This window comes from Mesorhizobium sp. M7A.F.Ca.US.014.04.1.1, from assembly GCF_003998745.1.
Lineage (GTDB): Bacteria > Pseudomonadota > Alphaproteobacteria > Rhizobiales > Rhizobiaceae > Mesorhizobium > Mesorhizobium ciceri.
The window spans coordinates 1-3419 of the sequence record NZ_RZRW01000593.1; the positions used below are offsets into that span (position 1 = coordinate 1).

Genomic DNA, 3419 nt, shown 5'->3' on the forward strand with positions numbered 1-3419 from the left:
AAGCAGGACGCACTGAAGCCGGAGCAGAAGTTCCAGCTTCTGACCTCGCCCTCGCATATCGGCCTCAACAAGAACGAAGACGGCCTGAAGAAGGCCGTGAACGATGCGGTCGCCAAGATGCTGGCCGACGGCAAGCTGGACGAAAGCTCGAAAGCCTGGCTGAAGACGCCGCTCAATCCCGACAATCTCAAGGATTGAGTTTCCGTGGCCTTTGGCTGGCTCCCGGGTGCCCTGGGCGACATCGCGCATGGCGCGGCCACGACGATCCTGCTGATCGCCGTGACCACGCTGGCCGGAACGCTGCTCAGCATCCTGGGTGCCGCGGGGCGGCGAAACGGCCCGGTGCTGCTCAAGCGGGCAATCGCCTGCTATGTCGAGGTGATGCGCAACACGCCGTTCCTGGTGCAGTTGTTCTTCATCTTCTTTGGGCTGCCCAGCCTGGGCGTCCGGCTCGACCCGCTCCTGGCCGCCATGCTGGCGATGACGCTCAACATGGCGGCCTACACCATCGAGATCGTCGGCGCCGGGCTTGACGCCGTGCCCGGCGGGCAGACGGAAGCAGCGCTGGCCCTTGGGCTGCGGCCACGCCAGGTGTTCGTCAAGATCGTGCTGCCGCAGGCGCTCAAGATCATCTACCCCGCGCTCACCAGCCAGATCGTCATCATGATGCTGGAGTCCGCCGTCGTGTCGCAGATCGCCGTGCGTGAGCTGACCTACGAGGCCGACATGCTGCAGGCACGCACCTTCCGCTCCTTCGAGACCTATTTCGTCGTGACGCTGGTCTATCTCGCTCTGTCGATGGCCTTGCGCCGGCTGCTGGTGTCAGGCGGGCGCCGCGCGCTCGGAGCCGGTGTGTCATGATCGAGTTCACCTTCTGGGACATCGTGCGCAACCTACTGCTCGCCGCCCGCTGGACGGTGCTGCTATCGCTGGCCGCCTTTATCGGCGGCGGCATCGTCGGCATGATCGTGCTGTTCTTCAGGATCGCTGAGAACAAATGGAGCCGGCGTGTCGCCTCCGGCTACATCGCCCTGTTCCAGGGGACGCCGCTCTTGATGCAGCTGTTCCTGATGTTCTTCGGCCTGCCGATGCTTGGTCTGCGCATCGAACCCTGGACGGCGGCGGCGCTCGGCCTCACCTTCTTCGCCAGCGCCTATCTCGCCGAAATCTGGCGCTCCGGCGTCGCGGCGCTACCCCTCGGTCAATGGGACGCCGGTGCCAGCCTCGGCCTGCACTATCTGCAGGAACTCAGGCTGATCATCCTGCCGCAGGCGTTTTCGATCACCCGCGCACCCACCGTCGGCTTCCTGGTGCAGCTGATCAAATCGACGGCGCTCACCTCGATCATCGGCTTCGAGGAGCTGGTGCGGACCTCCAACGCCATCAACAATGCGACCTTCGAACCGTTCAAGGTATACGGGCTGGTGGCGCTGATCTTCTTCGTCATGTGCTTTCCGCTGACGCAATACGCCCGCAGGCTCGAGAAACAGGCGGCTGCTCGCTGACGCGCCAAGGCAGCGCCCGATTTCAGACCGGCAACCCAAGCTGCTTGCGCAGGCTCTTGTCGAATTCGGATGCGGGGACGAAACGGCGCAGGAAACTGACCTGGCGCGCCATTTTTCCCGCCGCATAGCGTTTCTTCGGCGCGGGATCGGTCGCTGCTGCCAAAATGGTCTTGGCGACCACTTCGGGCGCATCGCCTTTTTCCATCGATTTCCGCACTGACATAGTCATCCCGGCGCGCGCGGAGTCGTAGATTTCGAGCGACCGGTCGGGGGCGGCAAGATTGTCCTCGAATGATGTGCGGGTATAGGCGGGCTCCACCAGCGAAACGCGAATGCCGAAGGGGCGCAATTCGTGATCGAGCGACTCGGAATACCCTTCGATGGCGTGTTTGGTCGACGAGTAAAGCGCGAAATAGGGAGCGGGGATGAACCCCTGTACCGAGCTCAAATTTACGATTCTGCCCTTCCCTTGGCGCCGCATTGCCGGCAGCACCGCGTTGGTCACGCGCAAGACGCCGAAGACGTTCACGTCGAACAGCGCCTTGGCCTGGGCGGTCGAGGACTCCTCCGCGCCGCCAAACAGCCCCATGCCGGCATTGTTGACAAGCACGTCGATGCGTCCGGCCGCGGCCAGAACGTCATCGACCATTGTCGCGACGGACGCGTCGTCGGTCACGTCGCAGGTCAGCATGGTCACGCCGGCGGATTGCTGTGAGGCCGTGCGACGGCTGGTTCCGAAGACGCGAAAGCCAGCGCCGAGCAAGGCGTCGGCGGTAGCGCGCCCGATGCCGGAAGATGCCCCTGTGACAAGGGCGACGCCGGGACTGGTCTTGTTCATGGAAATCATATCCTTCTTTGCGTTGGATCGGATTGGGAAAAGCATTGAGATAGGCCGGGGCAAAGGGCGTCGGTCATGACTGCGTCTGGCCACCGCTAGTTCCAGCGTCTGAACAGGGCGCTGGCATTCACGCCGCCAAAGCCGAAGCCATTGGAGATCGCGTACTCCATCTCCATGGGCCGGGGTGCGTTGGCGACGAAGTCGATTCCGTCGCCGGCCGGATCGGCCTCGCCCAGGTTGAGGGTTGGCGGGGCGACCTGATCCCTGAGCGCCAGGATTGCGAAGATCGCACCAAGCCCGCCGGCCGCTCCGAGCAGGTGTCCGGTCGCCGATTTCGTGGCACTGACAGCTATCGCGAAATCGCGCCCGAACACGCTCTTGATCGCTTCGATCTCACCCAGGTCGCCGACTGACGTGGAGGTCGCATGCGCATTGAGATGACGAACGTCGCGTGGCGAAATCCCTGCCTGGGCAATCGCGATCTGCATGGCCCGGCGCGCGCCGTCGCCGTCCTCTGGCCCGGAGGTGACGTGATGGGCATTCGCCGTCGTGCCGTAGCCGACGAGCTCAGCAATCGGTTTTGCGCCGCGCGCCAACGCGTGGCTCAACGCCTCGATGACCAGCACGCCGGCCCCTTCGCCCATGACGAAGCCGTCGCGCGATGTGTCGAAAGGGCGCGAGGCTTGGGCCGGCGCCCAATTGAAGCCGGTTGAAAGAGAACGAGCGGCGGCGAAACCGCCGAGACTGACGGTGTTGATGCACGCTTCCGTTCCGCCGCACACGGCGATGTCGGCTTCGTTGGCGCGGATCAGGCGGGCGGCGTCGCCGATCGCCTGGATGCCTGCCGCGCACGCCGTCACCGGTGCGCCGAGTGGACCTTTGAAGCCATGACGGATCGAGATGTGGCCCGCCGCGAGGTTCACCAGGAAGGACGGCACCGTAAAGGGAGACAGGCGGCGGGCGCCACGCAGGTCCACCGTGCGCACCGCCTCGGTGATGGCCGGGAACCCGCCGACACCTGAAGCGATGATCGTGGCCGTGCGCAGGCGATCCGTCTCCAAGGCAGGCTTCCATTG

5 protein-coding genes are annotated in these 3419 nt (G+C 64.5%); 3 read left to right on the top strand and 2 right to left on the bottom strand.

Going from position 1 to position 3419, the window contains the following annotated elements; genetic code table 11:
- From EOA22_RS28180 to EOA22_RS28190, 3 genes are all read left to right on the top strand, one after another.
- Positions 1 to 198 (top strand): transporter substrate-binding domain-containing protein (locus EOA22_RS28180; protein ID WP_127390386.1); only part of this gene is annotated, 198 nt, incomplete at its 5' end.
- 6 nt (positions 199 to 204) lie between these two features.
- Complete coding sequence (locus EOA22_RS28185; RefSeq protein WP_024502057.1) at positions 205 to 861, top strand: amino acid ABC transporter permease; 657 nt, start codon at positions 205 to 207, stop codon at positions 859 to 861.
- On the top strand, positions 858 to 1505 hold the full coding sequence (locus tag EOA22_RS28190; RefSeq protein ID WP_024502056.1) for an amino acid ABC transporter permease: 648 nt from the start codon (positions 858 to 860) through the stop codon (positions 1503 to 1505). The genes EOA22_RS28185 and EOA22_RS28190 overlap by 4 nt, the downstream gene beginning before the upstream one ends.
- Before the next feature lie 22 nt (positions 1506 to 1527).
- Here EOA22_RS28190 and EOA22_RS28195 read toward each other — a convergent pair whose 3' ends face one another.
- Entirely contained in the window at positions 1528 to 2343 is an 816-nt protein-coding gene (locus EOA22_RS28195) for an oxidoreductase (RefSeq protein WP_063170427.1), read from the bottom strand.
- A gap of 95 nt (positions 2344 to 2438) precedes the next feature.
- The coding region (locus EOA22_RS28200) for a beta-ketoacyl-ACP synthase (protein ID WP_127390387.1) at positions 2439 to 3419 on the bottom strand (981 nt) is incomplete at its 5' end.

Bases quoted from the DNA above. Each gene is read 5' to 3' on its own strand.
- EOA22_RS28190 (WP_024502056.1), top strand. From the start codon at position 858: ATGATCGAGTTCACCTTCTGGGACATCGTGCGCAACCTACTGCTCGCC.
- EOA22_RS28195 (WP_063170427.1), bottom strand. From the start codon at position 2,343: ATGAACAAGACCAGTCCCGGCGTCGCCCTTGTCACAGGGGCATCTTCC.